This window comes from Thermodesulfobacteriota bacterium (assembly GCA_030583865.1).
Classification (GTDB): Bacteria; Desulfobacterota; GWC2-55-46; order GWC2-55-46; family GWC2-55-46; genus UBA5799.
The window spans coordinates 274,728-290,831 of the sequence record CP129479.1; the positions used below are offsets into that span (position 1 = coordinate 274,728).

Annotated in this window: 10 protein-coding genes; 6 read left to right on the top strand and 4 right to left on the bottom strand. The window is 58.9% G+C overall.

Going from position 1 to position 16,104, the window contains the following annotated elements; genetic code table 11:
• Window positions 1–179: 179 nt before the first annotated feature.
• The 3 genes from QY316_01315 to QY316_01325 all read left to right on the top strand — a co-directional run bounded on the left by QY316_01315 (window position 180) and on the right by QY316_01325 (window position 4,358).
• Window positions 180–572 (top strand): hypothetical protein, encoded by a 393-nt coding sequence (locus tag QY316_01315; protein ID WKZ33075.1) that lies wholly within the window; start codon window positions 180–182, stop codon window positions 570–572.
• A gap of 583 nt (window positions 573–1,155) precedes the next feature.
• A complete protein-coding gene (locus QY316_01320; GenBank protein WKZ33076.1) occupies window positions 1,156–2,214 on the top strand; it encodes a glycosyltransferase family 4 protein in 1,059 nt (352 codons plus the stop codon).
• Window positions 2,193–4,358: a glycogen debranching N-terminal domain-containing protein gene (locus tag QY316_01325; GenBank protein WKZ33077.1), complete on the top strand. Its 2,166-nt coding sequence runs from the start codon at window positions 2,193–2,195 to the stop codon at window positions 4,356–4,358. The genes QY316_01320 and QY316_01325 overlap by 22 nt, the downstream gene beginning before the upstream one ends.
• A gap of 16 nt (window positions 4,359–4,374) precedes the next feature.
• Here QY316_01325 and dauA read toward each other — a convergent pair whose 3' ends face one another.
• Entirely contained in the window at window positions 4,375–6,117 is a 1,743-nt protein-coding gene (gene dauA / locus QY316_01330) for a C4-dicarboxylic acid transporter DauA (GenBank protein WKZ33078.1), read from the bottom strand.
• Window positions 6,118–6,494: 377 nt separating this feature from the next.
• Window positions 6,495–8,297, bottom strand: a complete 1,803-nt coding sequence (locus QY316_01335; protein ID WKZ33079.1) for a diguanylate cyclase — start codon at window positions 8,295–8,297, stop codon at window positions 6,495–6,497.
• A gap of 447 nt (window positions 8,298–8,744) precedes the next feature.
• Here QY316_01335 and msrB point away from each other — a divergent pair, with 447 nt between their 5' ends.
• Window positions 8,745–9,140 carry a peptide-methionine (R)-S-oxide reductase MsrB gene (msrB, locus tag QY316_01340; GenBank protein ID WKZ33080.1) on the top strand — a complete coding sequence of 132 codons (396 nt, stop codon included), beginning with the start codon at window positions 8,745–8,747 and terminating at the stop codon, window positions 9,138–9,140.
• 82 nt (window positions 9,141–9,222) lie between these two features.
• On the opposite strand, the gene QY316_01345 is transcribed toward msrB, so the two are convergent.
• A complete protein-coding gene (locus QY316_01345; protein ID WKZ33081.1) occupies window positions 9,223–11,325 on the bottom strand; it encodes a tetratricopeptide repeat protein in 2,103 nt (700 codons plus the stop codon).
• Between the two features lie 199 nt (window positions 11,326–11,524).
• Between QY316_01345 and QY316_01350 the strand changes: the two genes are divergently transcribed.
• Entirely contained in the window at window positions 11,525–12,313 is a 789-nt protein-coding gene (locus QY316_01350) for a glycosyltransferase family 2 protein (protein ID WKZ33082.1), read from the top strand.
• Between the two features lie 93 nt (window positions 12,314–12,406).
• Here the strand turns inward: QY316_01350 and hemL are convergent, their stop codons facing one another.
• Window positions 12,407–13,690, bottom strand: coding sequence for a glutamate-1-semialdehyde 2,1-aminomutase (hemL, locus tag QY316_01355; protein WKZ33083.1), 1,284 nt, complete (start codon window positions 13,688–13,690; stop codon window positions 12,407–12,409).
• A 253-nt stretch (window positions 13,691–13,943) separates the two neighbouring features.
• Between hemL and QY316_01360 the strand changes: the two genes are divergently transcribed.
• Window positions 13,944–15,110, top strand: a complete 1,167-nt coding sequence (locus QY316_01360) for a porin (GenBank protein ID WKZ33084.1) — start codon at window positions 13,944–13,946, stop codon at window positions 15,108–15,110.
• The last annotated feature ends 994 nt before the right edge of the window (window positions 15,111–16,104 follow it).

Sequence of the window (16,104 nt, forward strand, 5' to 3'; positions counted from 1 at the left end):
GGTTTTACTCCAGCGGGGATCGTGTAAACCGCCGAAAAACAGGTTCAAAATATTTTCCGCCCGGAGCGGCCCCGTAAATCCCCTTTACACCGGCATCTCGGCGACCTAAGAAATGCAGGGGAAAGCCTCTGGCCCGCGGCTTGCAATTCATTCCGTACATCAACAAAAAGGAGAAGCGCATGGAAAGGTTCATTGCCGGAATACCCGGGCAGATTCCCTTCTTATCAGGCAGGCTTGCCAGGAAGTTCGCCCCGCTTTGCGCTGGATTTTTTGCCCTGCTGCTTTTTGCCGTTCCCGCTGAGGCCATCACTACCGCCCCGAAGCAGTTCTGGTTCGGAGAGGAGCACGGCTCATGGACCTTTGCCGACGTATTTCACAATAAGGCCCAGGACAGGACCACGGCGCCCGCGAATTCAAGGCTGGCCGGGCAGGACCCGTCCGGTTTTGTGATAGACATTGAGATGCCGGGCACGAGGGAGGGCGCGCTTTTGCGGGGGACCGGGACGCGGGCCGATTGCCCCTGGTCTCCTGTGAAGAGGAAGTCCACCGCCTCGGCATGCGAGGGGATATAGCCTGCCGGGTCGCCTCCGGCGGTTCTTTTAAGGAAAATCTGAATTGGTGTATTCGTCATGCGAGCGGAGCGCGGCAATCTCATTTTTGGGATATCGGGTATTTTGAGTCGCTTCGTCGCTTCATTCCTCGCAATGACGCACAGATGGGAATCGATAGACCTTCCTAAAGCATACAGCAAAGCGGAAGAGCAAGCTTCAGTACCCGAGCCCGGCTGCCAGGCCCCCCCGCCATTGCCGCGGCCCTCGGCTGATGTCAGAAAGAGGATAGCCTTGCCCCGCCTCGGCGGATGCCCGGAAAGGGCATCCGCCGGCCTCTTTCTCCCGGAAACCGTAGCTTTCCCCCGCCCATTATTGACAAACCGCTCTTTTGGGACAGAATCTTAAGAGAGCGTCAAAAGCTCAATCCAGAATGCGCATGTGCCGCCCCAGACTCGTCTCCGGCGCGCGCGGAAGCCGAGCCGCGCCTCCACACGATCCCCGGCCCCATTCCCCCGGCTACCAAGGACGCTCTCGCAGGAACGATTTCAGTGCCGCATTGCCCAAGATAATCCCTTCGGAAAGGAAGAGAGGAGAACCTTCATTTATGCGAATAGCGCAGGTTTCGCCGCTTTTCGAGAGCGTCCCGCCCGCCATGTACGGCGGTACCGAAAGGGTGGTCTCGTACCTCACCGAGGAGCTCGTAAGCCTCGGGCACGAGGTCACGCTCTTCGCGTCCGCCGATTCGAAGACCCGGGCGGAGCTCGTGCCATGCTCCGAGCGCGCCCTGAGGCTGGACGAGAACACCCTGGACCCGGTATCCCTGCACCTCATCATGATGGAGGAGGCGCTCCGCAGGGCCGGAGAGTTCGATATCATCCATTCGCACGTGGACTGCATAGGGTTCATACTGGGGAGGAGAACCGGCGTGCCCGTCATCAACACCCTCCACGGGAGGCTCGACAACCCCGAGCACGAGTTCATATTCAGGGAGTACGGCAGAAGCCCCCTCGTATCCATATCGGACGCGCAGAGGGCCCCGAAGCCCTTCGCGAACTGGGTCGCCACCGTCCATCACGGCATCCCGGCGGACCTGTATGATTTCAGCGCCAGGGCGGGCGATTACCTCCTCTACATAGGCAGGGTATCGCCGGAGAAGAAGGTCGAGTCTTCGGTAGATATCGCCATGAAGGCCGGCATACGCCTGAAGATAGCGGCCAAGGTTGACAGGGTGGATAGGGATTATTTCGAAGCATGCCTCAGGCCGCACCTCAAAAGCCGATATGTGGAGTTCCTGGGCGAGGTGAACGACAGGGAGAAGAACGAGCTCCTTGGGGGTGCGCTCGCATTCCTGCACCCGGTGGACTGGCCCGAGCCTTTCGGCCTTTCCATGCTAGAGGCAATGGCCTGCGGCACCCCGGTCATCGCCCGGAGGAGGGGCTCAATTCCGGAAGTGGTGGACCACGGAGTTACGGGTTTCGTCTTCGAAAGGGACGAGGAGGCCGTGAGGATCGTAGAGGGCATAAGGGGCGGATTTTCAAGGGAGGGCTGCAGGAGGAGGTTCGAGGAAAGGTTCCTCCAGGGCCGGATGGCCGCGGATTACCTCATGGCCTACGAGCTCGTGATGGGGAGGTGCGGGAGCGGATGGCTCAAGTCAGCAGAATAAAGGACTCGTTCTTCATAGTCGCTACCTCGACCATAATAGACCCCTTCCGGCTCATCCAGAAGGACGGGGAGATATTCGGCATCTATGACAGGTTCGGGGACATACTGCCTCTCGGGAAGGGGGAGCAGGGCGTGTACTACAAGGGGACGCGGTACCTTTCCCATTACGAGCTGAGGATAAACGGCATGAGGCCCCTTTTCCTGAGCTCCAACATGGACGAGGACAACTTCCTCATGACCGTCGACCTCACGAACCCGGACATATATTCCGGCGGGGAGCTCCTCCTGAGAAGGGATTCGGTCCACATCCTCCGCGCGAGGGTCCTCTCCGGGACCAGGGTGTTCGAGCATATAAGGGTCAGGAACTTCGCCGAGGAGGACGCAGCCTTTGTCATTGAGCTCGGGGCAGATTCCGATTTCGAGGACATCTTCGAGGTGAGGGGGATCAAAAGGGCGGGGAGAGGCGCCCTCCACGAGCCCGAGTACGGGAAAAAGGAGTTCAGGCTCGCCTATGACGGCCTCGACAGCGTAAGGAGGACCATCGCCTTTACCTTCAGCAGGGGCCCTGACAGGATGAGCGGGAATACCTTCATGTTCTCGCTCAGGCTTAAGCCCAACCAGATCGAGGAAGTTTACGTCACCGCCGAGTGCGTCGAGGGACATTCAAAAAACGACGGCAGGGGCTATGTCGAGGTATTGAGGGACGCGAGGAAGCGCCTCAGGTCCAGACGGAAGTCGGGTGTTGAGATATTCACCTCGAACGAGCACTTCAATATCTCGATAAGGCGCTCGCTCGCGGACATAGAGATGATGCTTACAGAGACGCCGAAGGGGCTTTTCCCGTACGGCGGCATACCCTGGTACTGCACCCCGTTCGGCAGGGACGGCATCATAACGGCCCTGGAGTGCGCGTGGATAAAGCCGGACGTCGCTGCGGGCGCTCTCAAGTACCTTTCCCACATGCAGGCGACCGAGCGTGACGAGCGGAAGGCCGCGGAGCCAGGGAAGATAATGCACGAGACGAGGCACGGAGAGATGGCGGCGCTCGGCGAGATACCCTTCGGCCTCTATTACGGGAGCGTTGACGCGACCCCGCTCTATATAATACTCGCCGGGGTTTACTGGAGGAGGACCGGTGACACAGCCCTCATAAGAAAGCTATGGAAGAGCATAAGCGCGGCCCTTTCCTGGCTTGACGAGTACGGAGACGCGGACGGGGACGGGTTCCTCGAATACTCGCCTCACGCCGGCGGCCTCCGGAACCAGGGCTGGAAAGACTCCCAGGACTCGGTCTTCCACAGGGACGGAAGGCTCGCCGAGGGGCCCATAGCGCTCTGCGAGGTGCAGGCATATCTCTACGCCGCAAAGAAGGAGGCGGCGGCGCTCTCAAGGCTCATGGGCGACGACGACCAGGCCGACAGGCTCCGCCTGGAGGCCGAGGAGCTTAAAAAGAGGTTCAACGAGGCGTTCTGGGACGAGGAGATGGGCACCTACGTGCTTGCCCTCGACGGAAGGAAAAAGCCCTGCAGGGTGGTCTCGTCCAATGCGGGGCACGCGCTCTTCGCCGGGATTGCCGACCCGCAGAAGGCGCGGAGGGTCGCCGACATGCTCCTTTCAGAGAGCGTTTTTTCAGGCTGGGGCATAAGGACCATAGGCGACGGGGAGAAGCGCTATAACCCCATGTCCTACCATAACGGCTCGGTATGGCCGCACGACAACGCGCTTACGGCCTATGGGCTCGCGGCCTACGGATTTACCGAGCACTTCAACAAGGTCTTCATGGGCATATTCGACGCGGCCCTCATGTCAGACCTCCAGAGGCTCCCGGAGCTCTTCTGCGGGTTCCGGCGGCGTAACGGCATGGCCCCCACGCAGTACCCCGTGGCCTGCGCGCCCCAGACCTGGGCCTCGGGCGCGCTCCTCCTCATGCTCCACGCCTCGCTCGGCATCTACTTCGAGGCCGACAAGAGCATGATAATCTTCAAGGAGCCGGAGCTCCCGGCCTTCCTCACCTCCGTTTATCTCAAGAGCCTGCCCGTAGCCCCCAGAAAGACGGTCGACATACTTATATCGAGGTACGGCGAGGACGTGACCATAGAGGCCTTGAAAAAGCCCGACGACGTCCATATATTGATTATCAAATAAGGCCTGGCCGGTACGGCTAAGAGGTAAGCGGCGGGGCGGCCTCCCCGGGCGCATCCGTCTCTTCCCTCATCCTGAGGGCGATGTCGATGGCAGCGTCCATGTTCCTCGAGTACTCGAAGACGCCTTTTTTCGCCCTGAGCCCTATCCTCCGGAGCCTCAGTATGAGCCTCGGGTCGAGCTTGTTTATTACGAGCTTCAGGCCCCGCTTCTTGCAGCTTTCTACAATGGACTCCATGGCGACCATCGCGCTCATGTCGAGCATGGTGACGTCCGACATGTCCAGGACGACTATCCGTATCTCCTTCCTGATGCCGGTAAGGACGCTCAGGGCCTTCTGGGCCGAGCCGAAGAAGAGCGCTCCGTTGATGTCGTAGATGAGTATGCTCTCGGGCAGGGCCCTGTGCTCGTGCTGCCCGCTGCCCTTGTCGAGGAGCTTCGCGCCGCTCTGCTCGATGCTCCTGTGGATGAACAGCATGGCGGCGAGGAGCATGCCTACCGCGACCGCGACCTCCATGTCGAAGAGCACCGTGAGGGCGAAGCACGTGAGGAGCACCAGGATGTCGTCCCTGGGGGCGAACCTGACTATGCGGGCGAAGTGCTTCGTCTCGCTCATGTTCCAGGCGACCATGAGGAGCAGGGCCGCCATCGAGGCCATGGGTATGTAGGCGAGGAGGGGCGCAAGGACGAGTATCGACGCCAGGATGAAAAGCGCGTGCACGACCGAGGCGAGGGGCATGGTGCCTCCGGCGCGGACGTTCGCGGCAGTCCTTGCGAGGGCCGCGGTGGCCGGGATGCCGCCGAAGAGCGGGGCCACGATATTGCCGATGCCCTGGCCTATGAGCTCGTCGTTGGGGTTGTGCTTCTTGCCCGTTACACCGTCGGCCACGACCGCGCATAGGAGCGATTCCAGCGCGCCGAGCATGGCTATGGCGAAGGCCGGCGGAAGGAGGTTGCGTATAAGCTCAAAGGAGATGCCTATCGGGGTCCCGTCCCTGCCGGGGAGCTCCCAGGGCCAGGCAAAGCCCGGAAGGAAAGGGGGTATCCCGCTTCCGGTTATCCCGTTAATCTCGTACTCGAATCGCGAGCCGACGGTCGCTACCTGGAACTCGGGCATGAGCGCGCCGGCTGCAAAGGCCGCTGCCGAGCCTGCAAGGAGGGCCACGAGGTGCGAAGGGACCCGCGACCGCGTCTTCTTCCAGAGGAGCAGTACCGCGAAGGTCAGTATGCCTATCGCAGCCTCGGCCCACGAGATGGTGGGGAGCGAGAGGATGATGGTCGCGACATTCTCGGGGAAATGCCCGTCCAGCTCGGCTATGCTGAGCCCGAAAAGGTCCTTTATCTGGAGCACGGCTATGACCACGGCTATGCCTGCCGTAAAGCCGACCGTTACCGGATAGGGCACTATCTGTATGAAGTTCCCGAGCCTGGCAACGCCCATGAGCACAAGTATGACGCCTGCCATGAAGCCGCTTATGAGGAGGCCGCCGATGCCGTATTTCTGGACGATGGGGAGGAGTATGACGACGAAAGCGGCAGTCGGCCCGGATATGTTGACCTTGGAGCCGCCCGTAAGGGCGATGACTATTCCGGCTATTATCGCGGTATACAGGCCGGTTTGGGGGGGCGCGCCGACCGCGATTGCCAGCGCCATCGAGAGGGGGAGCGCTATTACTCCGACCGTGAGCCCGGCAAGGACGTTCGACTGCAGTTCAGAGAGCGAGGGCCTGGACGCGATGGACCTTCTTAGAGCAGAGAACATGTTGTTCTTCTAATAAAATAGCTCCCCTTTGAAAAGGGGAGCTGCAAGGGGAGACACGTCTTAACAAAGAGCGCGTCAGGTTTAATTTTCCGGTAGTATTTTACCCTTTGTAGAATGCCGTATTTAAAAAAAGGGAGCTGGCCTATTATACTCCCCGGCTTGTTCACCAGTCAAGGCCCTATATGGGGCTTGTAAGATTTTTCTTCATGGGACGGTTTGCTCCCTTCATTATTGAAGGGGAAGGGGAGTTTATATTGCAGGTGCGCTATGCGCCATTACAAATCCCACCTTTGCCCCCCGTTGAAGGGGGAACTTGATTCCGCCATCCTGAATTCTTCCCAGGACACCTGCCGGACAGAATGGATTTTCGGAGGCTGTCATTCCAGGTAGACGACCCTGTTCCGGCCCGAGGATTTCGCCTGGTAAAGGGCCTTGTCAGCCCTGCCCAGGAATTCGGCAACCGGCTCTTTTTGGCTTCGCACGGCCACCCCGGCGCTCGCCGTGATCTTCAAGCCCGCAAGCCCCCCGTCAAAGGCGAGCCCGGCAAGTTTTCTCCGTATCTTCTCGGCCACGATGACGCACTCGGCTGGCGTGCTGCCCATGAGGAAGACGGCAAACTCCTCGCCGCCGTAGCGGACGGCTATGTCGCTTCCCCTTATGGAGCCGAGCATGGCCGAGGCCGCCTGCCTTATGGCCTCGTCTCCGGCCGCATGGCCGTGCTCTTCATTAATGCCCTTGAAATGATCGAGGTCGAACAGTACGACCGATATGGCGTATTGAGCGTTCCGGTCGTGGGCGTGCGCGAGCCTCCTGAGGGTCTCGTCCATGTAGAAGCGCGTGTAGAGCCCGGTAAGCGGGTCTTTTATCGACTGCTCGTAGAATTTGCACCTCTCGGCTTCGAGCATGCGGTAGAAGGCCTCCCGCTCGACCGCTATGGCGAAGGAGCCGCTCATCTCGCCGAGCATCCGGTCCAGGTCCCGGTCCTCCCTCACGTCATGGGCAAGGCGTATGACGGCCATTGCCCCGGCCCTGCCGCCCTCGCGCGGGAATAGAGGTATGGCGAGGGCCCATTCCCTGACCCCTGCCTTGAGCTCGGGTAGCGCCGCCGGAACGAGCATCTTCCTGAAACTGCCGCCGTTTTCTACGGCCCACGCGCTCCTTTCAACGCCCAGGACGCCCTTGAGCACGGCCGGGGGCTCCTCAAGGGCCCCCCTGTAGCGCGTCCCGGGCGAGAGGCAAAGGGGCTCTCCCGCGCCGGTTTTCGCATAAAACTCTATCGAGACCGCCGGCAGCGTCCTCTTGAGTATGTCAAGGAGGGCGTTTGCGATGTCGCGGAAGTCGCGGTAGACGATGACGGTATTGGTGATGTCCTTTAGTGTCTTATTGAGGAACGAGAGGCGGCGTATGTCGGTTGAGTCGCCCGCAAGGGCGAAGATGCCGCATTCGAGCTGCTTGAGCCTGCCGATGACGAAGCTTATGAGCCCGCCGTATAAAAGGGAGCCGTGCTGCGGCGCTATCATCCTTACCGGAAGCTCTTCGAGCTTCAAGAGGCCGTGAAGCAGTATCTCTCGGCTCGGCATGTAGTGCTCGTGGAAGGGGCGTATGTCCTCGAAGTATGATTCGTCCCTCGCGACGAGGCTCCACTCGCGCGTCATGCCGCCGAATATGTCGCTTGAGAAGAGTATGCCGCTCTCCACGTCAAAGGTGCAGAAGGCCCCCGGGAAATGGAGGTAGGGCGTGAAGACGAAAAGGAGCAGCCTGCCGCCGAGGTCGAGCTGCCAGCCGCTCTCCTCGATGTCGATTATGGGCAGCCTTAGCGCGTAGTGCTTGAGGAGCGCCCGCGCCCGCCAGTGCGTTATGATCGCCGCCTCCGGGTGCAGGCCCGGAATGCCCTCGATGAGCTTAAGGGAAGCCGTTATGTCCGGGTCCTGGTGGTGGCATATGAAATAACGGATGCTGGAGAAGGGGACTACCTCCTCTACCTTGCTCCGCACTTTGTCGAAGGTAAGGTGGCCGCCGGGGTCTATGAGGACGGAGTTATTCCCGCGCTCTATGAGGTAGGCGTTGCACTGGAAGATGTCGTCAGGCAGATATTGCCCGACCCACCATACGCGCTCGCCTATTTCGACGGCGCGGCTTGTGTCAGCGGAGATTATCTTCCGTATGTCGATATCGGCCATAAGGGGCTGTTAGAGAATCGAAAAAGAGTAAAGGAACCTCTGATTGTTTCACGTGTTCGTCATTGCGAGCGAAGCGAAGCAATCTCATCTTCCGGAAAATGAAGCGCCTTGAGATTGCTTCGGAGCCAAGGCTCCTAAGCAATGACGACCGAAAACATAATGAATCAGGCCTTCCTTAAGGTTTTTCGGGGATGAGTCTCGAAGATGGGTTTACAGGCCGGGCCGTCCAAAGGACTCCCCCTTTTCCAAAGGGGGCAGGGGGGACTATCAGGATGCGATGACTTTCTCCCTTTCATAGGGAGACGGCCGGAGTCGATTGCCGGAATTGCCTGGATTAGTCGCGCCGGTTTCAGGTAGATTCTTGCACAAGAGGGAAAATCTGTCAAACGGACGTTAATTCAAAAAGGCGCCCTTGACACCCGGCCTCAAAAGGAAAAGAATAGTAGCATGGAGAAGATAAAGAAGAGCGACGAGGAATGGAAAGAGGAGCTTACGCCCGAGGAGTACAGGATAGCCCGCAAGAAGGGCACTGAAAAGCCCTTTACGGGGGAGTACCTGAATAAGAAAGACAAGGGGACCTATACTTGCGTCTGCTGCGGGCTTGAGCTCTTCAGCTCCGATACAAAGTACGATTCCGGCTCGGGGTGGCCGAGCTTCACAAAGCCGGTCGCGCCGGATGCGGTCGAGACCAAAGAGGACAGGAGCTTTTTCATGGAGAGGACCGAGGCGGTCTGCCCGAGGTGCGGCGCGCATCTGGGTCATGTCTTCGACGACGGCCCGCAGCCGACCGGGAAAAGGTACTGCGTAAACTCCGCGTCTCTCAAGTTCGTCCCAAAGGAGTGAGTCAGCGCCCCTGCCGCCTCCCACAGCCGGGCTCGCCCGCCGTTTCGAAAGCCACTCGCAACCGAGCCAAGACGAGGAAATCCTACCTGCCCTCTTGTATATAGGGGAGCGCCTCTGAAAGGCCGAGACCCGCGGCGGCCCTGAAGTGTCCTGAGGCTTCGGCGGGATCCCCCGTCTTCATGTACGCGAGCCCCAGGTTCATGTGCGTGCGCGCGTTGTCGGGCTTAAGGAGAAGAGCCTTTTTGAAGTCGGCTATGGCGCGGCCGTATTCGCCAGCGGCCGCGTATGTTTCCCCGCGGAGCGCGTACGCGCTCTCGTTTTCAGGGGCGAGCTCTATCAGGGCTGTGAGGGTGCTTGCGGCCTCCTTCTGCCTGCCCATGAGCGCGAGCGCGCGCGCCTTGTTCGAATACCCCTTGGGCTCCTTCGGGTTTATCCTTATAGCAGCGGTGAAGTCGGCGATGGCGGCGTCCATGAGGCCGAGCTCCGCCTGCGCTATCCCCCGCATGATATAGGCATCAGTATAGAGCCTGTCCAGGTTGATCGCGGCTGAAAAGTCCTCGACCGCCCCGCGGAGGTCCCTTGCGCGGCTCTTTACGCGCGCCCTGCCGAAATAGGCCGGCGCGGCCTCCGGATTAAGCCTGAGCGCCTCGTTAAAGTCGGAGAGCGCGGGGCCTGCCATGCCGATTTCCGAGTAGGCGGCCCCCCTCGCGGTATACGCATCCGAATACGACGGGTTTATTTCGATCGCTATCGAGAGGTCGTCGATGGCGCCGAAGTAGTCATTAACGGAAATTTTCGCATAAGCCCTGTTGCTGTAGACGAAAGTAACCCCCGGGGCGAGCCTCACGGCCTCGTCCAGGTCTGCAAGCGATTCCTTGTTCATGCCGAGGTCCTTGTAAGTTACCCCCCTCTTGTTGTACCCGAAGAAGTGGTCCGGATACAGCTCGACCTGGCGCGACCAGAGGGCGAGCGAGTCCTTCCATATCGCCGCCTGGCTCATGGTCCCGTACCCGAGGAGCGCAAGCAGGGCCAATGCCCCGGCCATGAACGGGGCCTCAAGCCTTTTGCCTTCCCTCCCGGCCAAAAGCGCCAGGACGCCGCCGAAAAGAAGAAAGAGCCCCAGAGTCGGGAGATACGTGTACCTGTCCGCCGCGGCCTGCTCGCCGGCCTTTATGATGCCGGAGACCGGGGCCAGCGTTACGAGATAAAAGAGCCAGGCCGCGAGCGGGGCCCTGCTGAACCTGAGGAGCCAGACGCAGGCGGCGGTGATAAGGGCGGCTACCGCGCCGTATACGATTATGGTAAGGGGCCCGGTGCTGAAGTCCACCGGATATATCGGGGCGAGCCCGACCGGCAGGATGAGCTTGTGGAGATAGAAGACAACCGCCTTCAGGGCTATGGCGAGCTTCGCGGCGAAGCCCATCGAGACTACCGCGCCGGCAGTCTTCTGGGTCAGCATGGTAATGACGCCGAGCAATATGCTGAGGGCCAGGAAAGGTGCTTTCTCGATAAGGGCCCGCCTTAGCCCCGGGCCGGCAAGACGCCTCAAAGGATAATAGTCGATTATAAGGAGCGCTAAAGGCACCGTCACCGCCATCGGCTTACTGAGGAGCGCCAGGATGAAAAACACTATGCTCAGGGCGTAATGGCGCTTAAGACGGCTTTCCGAATACGTGAAATACAATAGGAACGTGAGGAGGATGAAAAAGACCGAGAGGACGTCCTTTCTCTCCGAGACCCATGCGACGGACTCGACGTGCATGGGATGAAGCCCGAACAGGAGGGCCGGTATCCCGACAAGTAGAAAGAGGGGCTTTTGGCCGTATTTCCTGTTAGCTGCGAAGGCCGCCTTGAACGAGAGCACGCCGGCAAGAAAGGTGTTCATGGCATGGAGCATCGAGTTGGTCAGGTGGAAGCCGAAGGGGTTTTTCCCCCAGAAAAGGTAATCGACTGCGAGCGAGACCATTGTAAGGGGGTGCCAGTTGCCGCCGGTCGTGCTCATGAGGAGGTCGAGCCACGCTGAAGCGCCGTCCGGCAATCCTGCCTGTATCGCGACTATATATTGGTTTTTGAAGACGTAGTAAGGGTCGTCCCAGTTTACGAACCCGTTCCAGAGAGAAGGGATATACGCGGCGAAGGTCAATGCCGCGACGACCGCGGCTGTGAGGAAAGGGCTTTTTTTCATGAGGGACGGGACCGGGCCTTACATAAATTAAAAGAACGAAGATGAGCGGCTTTCAAACCTAACGCCGGGATATTATCCATGAAAAAACAAGCAAAGTCAAAATGTTTGAGGGTCTTGCGCCTCCTTTCCGGTTGACACTTCGCGGTCCTTTTTGAGATAATCCCCGTGCACCTATTCCGTTAAACGGACCCTTTTCACTATGCTGCATGGAAAAAAGATAGCCGTAGTCCTTCCGGCCTACCACGCGGGAAAGACCCTCGAAAAGACCTACAGAGACATCCCCCTGGACATCGTGGACGAGGTCGTGCTCGTGGACGACTGCTCCGGCGACAATACGGTCGAGGTGGCGCGGAAACTCGGCATAAGGAACATATTCGTTCACGACAAGAACAAGGGCTACGGCGGAAACCAGAAGACCTGCTATTCGCAGGCGCTGGCGCTCAGGGCCGACATAGTTGTAATGGTGCACCCGGATTACCAGTACACCCCGAAGCTAATAACGGCAATGGCCTCGATGATAGCCTCTGGCGAGTACGACCTTGTGCTCGCTTCCCGCATACTCGGCACCGGGGCCTTGAAGGGCGGGATGCCCGTCTACAAATACATCGCGAACAGGTTCCTTACCCTTGTCGAGAACCTGCTCCTCGGCGAAAAGCTCTCCGAGTACCATACGGGCTACAGGGCCTTCTCAAGGGAGGTGCTGGAGACGCTCCCCCTTGAGGAGAACTCCGACGATTTCGTCTTCGACAACCAGATGCTCGCGCAGTCGGCCTGGTTCGGCTTCCGTATAGGCGAGATAAGCTGCCCTACCAAGTATTTCAAGGAAGCCTCCTCCATTAATTTCAGGAGGAGCGTTATTTACGGCTTCGGCGTCCTCGGCACGGCTTTGAAATTCAAGCTCCAGAAGCTCGGGCTTAAGAGCTATGGGATATTCGACAACAAAGGCAGGAAGCTCGCCTCGCAAAAGGTACAGCCCCGGTACCGGTAAACCTGAATTTCTCCATCGGACATTCTTGAGGCTTAAAACCGAAGAGCCCCGCCGGAAACGGCGGGGCTCTTCTTTTCCCCTTTTGATTGCTGATTACAGTCCCTTGAAGGCCCTTTCAGCGGCCTCCAGGGTCTTTTCAAGGTCTGCCCTGGTATGGGAGAGGCCGACGAAGACGGCCTCGAACTGCGAGGGGGGTAGGTATATTCCGCTTTTGAGCATACGCGTGAAATACTTCCCGAACCTTGCGGTGTCCGAGCCTTTGGCGTCCGGCCAGTTCGTGACGGGCTTTTCAGAGAAAAAGAGCGTGAACATCGACCCTGCTACCGCCGTATGCACCGGCACCCCGCGCCTCTTCGCTATCTCAGCGAGCCCCTCGGCGAGGTAGCTGGTGGATTTGTAGAGCTTGTCGTATACGCCCCTGCCCTGCAGGAGCTTAAGGGTCTCTATCCCGGCGGTCATGGCCAGCGGATTGCCCGAGAGGGTCCCCGCCTGGTAGACCGGGCCTGAAGGCGAAAGCTTCTCCATTATGCCCCTCTTGCCTCCGAAAGCGCCGACAGGGAGCCCCCCGCCTATGACCTTGCCAAGGCAGGTAAGGTCAGGGTCGATTGAGTATATTCTCTGCGCACCGCCGTAGCAGAGCCTGAAGCCGCTCATGACTTCGTCCATTATAAGGAGGGCGCCGTTTTTTTTGCAGAGCGCCTTAAGGCCCGACAGGAAGCCTTCCTTGGGGAGCACGACTCCCATGTTGCCGGGAACGCCCTCTACTATGACGCAGGCTATGCCCTTGGGGACCTTGTCGAAGACGGCTTTCACCGAGCCGAGGTCGTTGTAGGTGGCGTTATAGGTGTGCCTGGCGAGGTCGGCTACGACACCGGGGCTGTCCGGCACGCCAAGGGTCGCGGCGCCCGAGCCCGCCTTTACGAGTAGGCTGTCGGCGTGGCCGTGATAGCAGCCCTCGAATTTTATTATCCCGTCCCGTCCCGTATGGGCCCTGGCAAGGCGGATGGCGCTCATGGTGGCCTCTGTGCCGGAGCTTACGAACCTTACCATCTCCATCGAGGGGAAGGCCTTCCGGGTCATCTCTGCTAGGGTGACCTCAAGCGGGGTCGGCGCGCCGTAGCTCGTGCCCCTGTCCACCGCCTTCTTTATGGCCTTCGATACCTTGGGGTGGGCGTGCCCGAGTATCATGGGCCCCCACGAGCCGATGTAATCGATGTACGCGTTCCCGTCTATGTCATATATCTTAGAGCCGCCGGCCCTGGAGATGAAGACGGGCCCCCCGCCCACGGCCTTGAACGCCCTTACGGGGCTGTTTACCCCGCCGGGGATGAGCTTCACTGCTTTCCTTAAGACCTGAGCGGATTTTTTCGTGCCCATCGCTCTCTCCTTTTATCCTGATTTTTCAAGGTTCTTCGGCCCTATATCCTACCCGAAGGGTTGAACGCGTGTCAACGCCAATTTAGTCCTTTTCCAAAGCAGGATGGCATAAGGCTACCTCGACCTCAGAAAAAATTCTTAATTTTTAGAGGCACCCATAATATAATGCGGAACGCTTAACCGCCGGCTATAATAGCAGCGACCGCGCGCCAGCATGGGCTTAAAAAGCATCCGGAAGAAGGAGGTTTGTGGAATGAAGAGAAAAGCCTTGATCGTCCTTACCGCTATGGCCGGGCTGTTTGGGGCCGCGCCCCCGTCTGCCGCCGAGTTCGCCTTCGGCGAGGAGACGAAAGGGGTCACATTGGCCCAGGGCGAGAGCGACCTCACGATACGGGTGAGGCTCCAGCCGAGGTTCGATTTCGGGGATATAATCACGAGCACCGGCGGAGACTCGTACGCGACAGAGAGCGACATGTATTTCAGGAGGGCGCGCCTTGAGATGGGCGGCAACCTCGTATCGAAGAAGATAAAATACAACGTGACCTTTGACGCAGACAAATGGGACAAGGCCGGGAACAACAATAAGATATCTCTCAAGTACGCGTATGTCGCCCTCACCCCGGACGAGGCCTATTCGTTCATGTTCGGAAAGGAGAAGCTGCCGTACTCGAGGGAAGAGCTCATATCAAGCTCGACCCTCCTTTTCATAGAGCGGCCCGCTTCTGTCGATGCGTCAAGGGACGTCTTCGGCGCGAGCAACGCCTATTACCAGCCAAAGGCGGCTGTATTCGGGAAGCTATTTGAAGGGGCCATCGGCTATGAGGTCGCCGTGGCAGACGGCTGGCAGAACGGGGAGGCGATACAAACTGGCCCGACCACGGTCTACAAGGCCGCGCCCCTTCTTGCGACAAGGGTCGAGATATCGCCGACCGGTTGGGTGGAGACGAAGAAACAAGGCTCATATCTCGGCAAGGGGCAGCACATAACGGCCGGGGTGAGCCTTGCCGTGCAGAAGGACATTGATTACGCGAGCGGCGGCGGTGAGGACAGGACCCTCTGGGGAGTGGACGTATCGACGCACCTCCAGGGCCTTACCGCGAGCGCGGAGTATATCTCCTGGGAGGTGGACTCAACCCTCGGCAAGACCAGGCCCGAAGGCTGGTTCCTGCAGGCCGGGTATTTCATGGAGGAGCTTAACATCGAGCCCGCGGCCAGGTACGAGGTCTTTGACGAGAACGCGAAGGCCGCTGACATGAAAGAACGTACCATGACCCTCGGCGTCAACTGGTATGGCAAGGGACACGGCTTGAAGGTGCAGGCCAACTGGGCGCATACCCGGTTCGAGTCCAATGCGAGCGGCGGGCTTTCGAACGACAAATCCAGGGACATACTGCAGATTCAAGGGCAGCTGTATTTCTAGATAGTAAGGCTGGGTGCGCGTTCTGCGCACCCAGCCTTACTATCTTTTACATGGCATAGGCAGAAGACCTTTTTCGTGCTTCCTCTATCCCGCGATTTATTAGGCGCCGTTCATCTCATTTTTCGTCATTCTGAGGGTGCCGTGAGTGACCAGGGAATCTCATATTCAACTATTGCAAGAAGGCCTTTTCCGCGCTTCCGCGCGGTTTTTGAGGGTAAGGCTCGCTTGCTAACCCCCTCCCCCATCCCGTGAACGGGCCCCTGAAGTCGCTTTGCTCCTGACTTCCCCGGCCCGTTCACGCTCTTCCTCCCTAAGGCTACGCTCGCCTTACCCTCCGGGGTTTGTTAAAGACAAAAAAAATCTCACAGCACTTTTGTTTTTGCATCATTGCTGTCCCGTTAACTTCCCCCCTTTTCTAAAAGGGGGGCGAGGGGGGATTAAAACATTCGAAAAATCCCCCTCTTATCCCCCTTTTTCAAAGGGGGATGATTCCGTATCTTATCTTCAGGTCGGAATTCATGTCATGAAAGCATAGCGCCGCAGGTCATAGGCAATAAAACACCTTCTTTTTGCTACGACCCCGTTACCTTATTGAATACCTTTAGAGAAACGGTCAGAAACCCCCGGCCTTCAGGCCGGGGAGCGGTTCATTAAAGATTAATGGGACAGCAGTGTTTTTGCATTTAAAACAACCCAGGGCATAAGGCGGAGCGAACATGGGGATGGGGGAGGGGCGGGCGAGGCGGGGCAGCAGGAGCGAGGCCGAAGGCCGAGCGACATAAGGGCCTAGCCCGGAGGAGGGAGGCGGAAAGAGAGCGGAGCCTTATGCCCAAAAAGAGCGCGGCAGCGCGATAAAGGGCCTTTTGGCAATAAGGCAAAGCAGGTGATGCCGCTCCTAAGGATGACAAAGGAGAGAGGCGAGACCCTCGAACCGCACGGAGGCGCGGAAAGGGTCTTTTCCGTATACTAAGAAAGCGCGGAGCCCTTATGCCCA